Source organism: Mycolicibacterium sp. CBM1 (assembly GCF_054073305.1).
Genome location: NZ_JBSXPP010000047.1, coordinates 1 through 3,271, shown reverse-complemented (window position 1 = coordinate 3,271; position 3,271 = coordinate 1). Strand labels below are relative to the sequence as shown.

Below are 3,271 nucleotides of genomic sequence, written 5' to 3'. Positions count from 1 at the left end.
GGGACTGTGGAAGTAACGGTGTTTCCGGCACTGACACGCTGAGCGATGCTCGGCGAGAAAGGTGCCGTGATGACGACACTGGAAGATGTGGCGAAGAAGAAGGCGGCTGAGCAGTCCGCAGCGCAGAAGGCTGCGGTCGAGCTGGTCCGACTAGCACAGGAACAGGGCCTGTCGCTGACCGGGCCCGACGGGCTGCTCAAACAGCTGACCAAGACGGTCCTGGAGACCGCACTCAATGAGGAGATGACCGAGCACCTCGGGTATGAGAAACACGACCCGCCCGAGGCGGGGTCGGGCAACATCCGCAACGGGACCCGCACCAAGACGGTGCTGACCGACACCACCGGCCCGGTCGAACTCGACGTGCCGCGCGATCGGGCATCGACGTTCGAGCCCCAGATCGTCAAGAAACGTCAACGCCGACTGTCCGGGGTCGATGAGGTGGTCTTGTCCTTGTACGCCAAAGGGCTTACCACCGGGGAGATTTCAGCGCACTTCGCCGAGATCTACGGGGCATCGGTGTCCAAGGAGACGATCAGTCGCATCACCGACAAGGTCATCGAGGAGATGAACGACTGGTCGGTGCGGCCCCTGGATGAAACCTACGCTGCGATCTTCATCGACGCGATCGTGGTCAAGGTCCGCGACGGCCAGGTCGCCAACCGGCCGTTCTACGCGGCCATCGGGGTCACCCTGGCCGGGGAACGCGACATCCTCGGATTGTGGGCCGGCACCGGCGGGGAGGGCGCCAAGTTCTGGATGAGCGTGCTCACCGATCTGCGCAACCGCGGCATCAAGGACACCTTCTTCGTCGTCTGCGACGGGCTCAAGGGACTGCCGGAGGTGGTGGGCAACGTATGGCCGCGGGCGATCGTGCAGACCTGCATCATCCATCTGCTGCGCAACACCTTTCGGCTCACCTCCCGCAAGTACTGGGACGAGATCAAGCGTGATGTGAAACCGATCTACACCGCAGTCAACGCGACTGCGGCCCGCACGGCGTTCGACGATCTGGCCCAGAAATGGGGGCAACGCTACCCGGCGGTGATCCGCCTGTGGGACAACGCCTGGGACGAGTTCATCCCATTCCTGGACTACGACGTGGAGATCCGCCGTGTCATCTGTAGCACCAATGCCATCGAGTCGCTCAACGCCCGCTACCGCCGCGCGATCAAAGCCCGCGGCCACTTCCCCTCCGAGCAGGCCGCCCTCAAGTGCCTGTATCTGGTCACCCGATCACTGGACCCGACCGGTGCCGGCAGGGCACGATGGACGATGCGGTGGAAACCTGCCCTGAATGCGTTCGCGATCACCTTCGCCGACCGATTCCCGGCAGCCGAAACCTACTGATCAAAACCGCCGGAAACACCGTTAACGAGATAGTCCCAGTTCGGAGAGAGTTGCCACGCCGGCGGCGACGGCCCGGCCTGTTGGGGTTGCTGTGTATCCGGTTTGGCGAAACCATTCAGCGCTGCGAGGCCCGGGTGGGCAATGCTGGCGGGCCGGAAAATGGTTGTTCGGAGGTATCTGTCAGGGCCGACGCCGAGGATCACGAGATCGGTGCACTGGGTGGTGAGGGCCTAGCCAGCCGCCTCTGATCCGGGCCCAGCCGAGGATGGCTGACTCGTCGACTGTCTGACCCGGAGCGACAGGGCGGATATTAGACACGGGCGTGGGAGAACAGAAATGAGACACCTCGACCTGGAGGAATGTAGTAGGGAGCGAGCCGCTTGGAGCTGTCGCAGTTCTCTAGTAGTGCAACTCTCTAGTAGTGCAACGATCTCACCGGCCCGGCCGCGAGTAGCGTTGATGATCGTGGCGGAAAGCGACGACGAAGCGGCGGCGGCATCGGCGCCACCGCAAACGGCCACGATCAACGACTTGAGACCGGGCACACGAGATTGGCGCGTCAACGTGGCGATGTGTGCCGACCGGTTCTTCAGCGTCGCCCAGGATCCCGAGATTGCCAGGGCCATCGGCAAGAACCCTGGCGTGTTCCCGGTGAACGAGTCCAGCAAGTTCTAGAGTCCTGTAGCCCGATGGTGGGCGAGAAGGGACGATGAACGTATGGCTGGTCGGAAGCGGAACTCCGCAGAAGACATCGTGCGCAAACTGCGCCGTGCGGACGAACTGGCCGCCGAAGGCAAGACCGGCGAGGAAATCGCAGCCGAACTCGAGGTGTCTGCGGCGACGTTGTACAACTGGCGTCGCGCCTACGGCGGGATGGACACCGATGCCGCCAAGGAACTCAAGGAATTGCGCGAACAGAACGCCCGACTGAAGCGATTACTGGCCGAGGCCGAGCTGGTCAAAGACGCCTTGCGGGAGGTCGCAAAGGGAAAATTTTAGGCCCAGCTGCCAAGCGCCGCGCCGTCGGCATGCTCACCTCCATGATGGGCATGTCGGAACGGTTGGCGTGCAAAGCCGTTGGGCTGCCCCGCTCCACCTGCCGTCGCCTGCCGTTGTCGCAGACCCCCGCCGATCCCGATGCCGAGATGCGGGCCTGGCTGCGCACGTACGCGACGAAGAACCCATGCCATGGGTTCCGCCGTGCCTGGGCGGCGTTGCGCTACGACGAGCGCCGTGAGGTCAATTTGAAGAAGATCCACCGGCTGTGGCGCGAGGAAGGGCTGCAGGTGCGGGTGCACAGTCCGCGCAAGCGGGCCGGGGTGTCGTCGATCCCATCGATCGAGGCCGATGCCCCGAACGTGGTGTGGGCGATCGACTTCCAGTTCGATTCCACCGTCGACGGCAAGGCCATCAAGATCGCCTCGATGATCGACGAGCACACCCGCGTCTCACTGCTGCACATCGTTGAGCGGTCGATCACCGCCGACCGACTCGTCGCCGATCTCGCCAACGTGTTCGCCGCAGCGGGTGGGCCGCCGAAGGTGCTGCGGATGGACAACGGTCCGGAGTTCATTTCCCAAGCGCTGCAGCAGTTCTGTGACGGTCGGACTGGTATGTCGTATATCCCGCCAGGAGCGCCATGGAACAACGGACACATCGAATCGTTCAACAACCGACTACGCAAGGAGTGCCTCAACCGCAACCACTGGAACACCCTGCTCGAAGCCCGCGTGGTCATCGGCGACTTCAAGCACGAACACAACTACCGGCACCGCCACTCGGCCCTGGGCTACCGCACCCCGGCCGAGTACGCTGCCGTCTGCAGCTGCACCCACACCCCGATGGACTGCAACATCAACTGAAACTGGATCACACCACCCCGACTCAAGAACCGGGTGGACTCAGAATCGGGGACTCGCCA

At 63.4% G+C, this 3,271-nt stretch carries 3 protein-coding genes; all 3 read left to right on the top strand.

The window, feature by feature from the left end:
- Positions 1 to 66 precede the first annotated feature (66 nt).
- The 3 genes from ACXDF8_RS26890 to ACXDF8_RS26880 all read left to right on the top strand — a co-directional run bounded on the left by ACXDF8_RS26890 (position 67) and on the right by ACXDF8_RS26880 (position 3,212).
- Complete coding sequence (locus ACXDF8_RS26890; protein ID WP_457225951.1) at positions 67 to 1,350, top strand: IS256 family transposase; 1,284 nt, start codon at positions 67 to 69, stop codon at positions 1,348 to 1,350.
- Between the two features lie 465 nt (positions 1,351 to 1,815).
- Complete coding sequence (locus tag ACXDF8_RS26885; protein WP_457226279.1) at positions 1,816 to 2,025, top strand: hypothetical protein; 210 nt, start codon at positions 1,816 to 1,818, stop codon at positions 2,023 to 2,025.
- A gap of 42 nt (positions 2,026 to 2,067) precedes the next feature.
- Positions 2,068 to 3,212 (top strand): IS3 family transposase gene (locus tag ACXDF8_RS26880; protein WP_457221679.1). Its coding sequence is split into 2 segments (ribosomal slippage): positions 2,068 to 2,335 and positions 2,335 to 3,212, totalling 1,146 coding nucleotides; the frame shifts between segments, so codons are not numbered across the junction.
- Positions 3,213 to 3,271 lie beyond the last annotated feature (59 nt).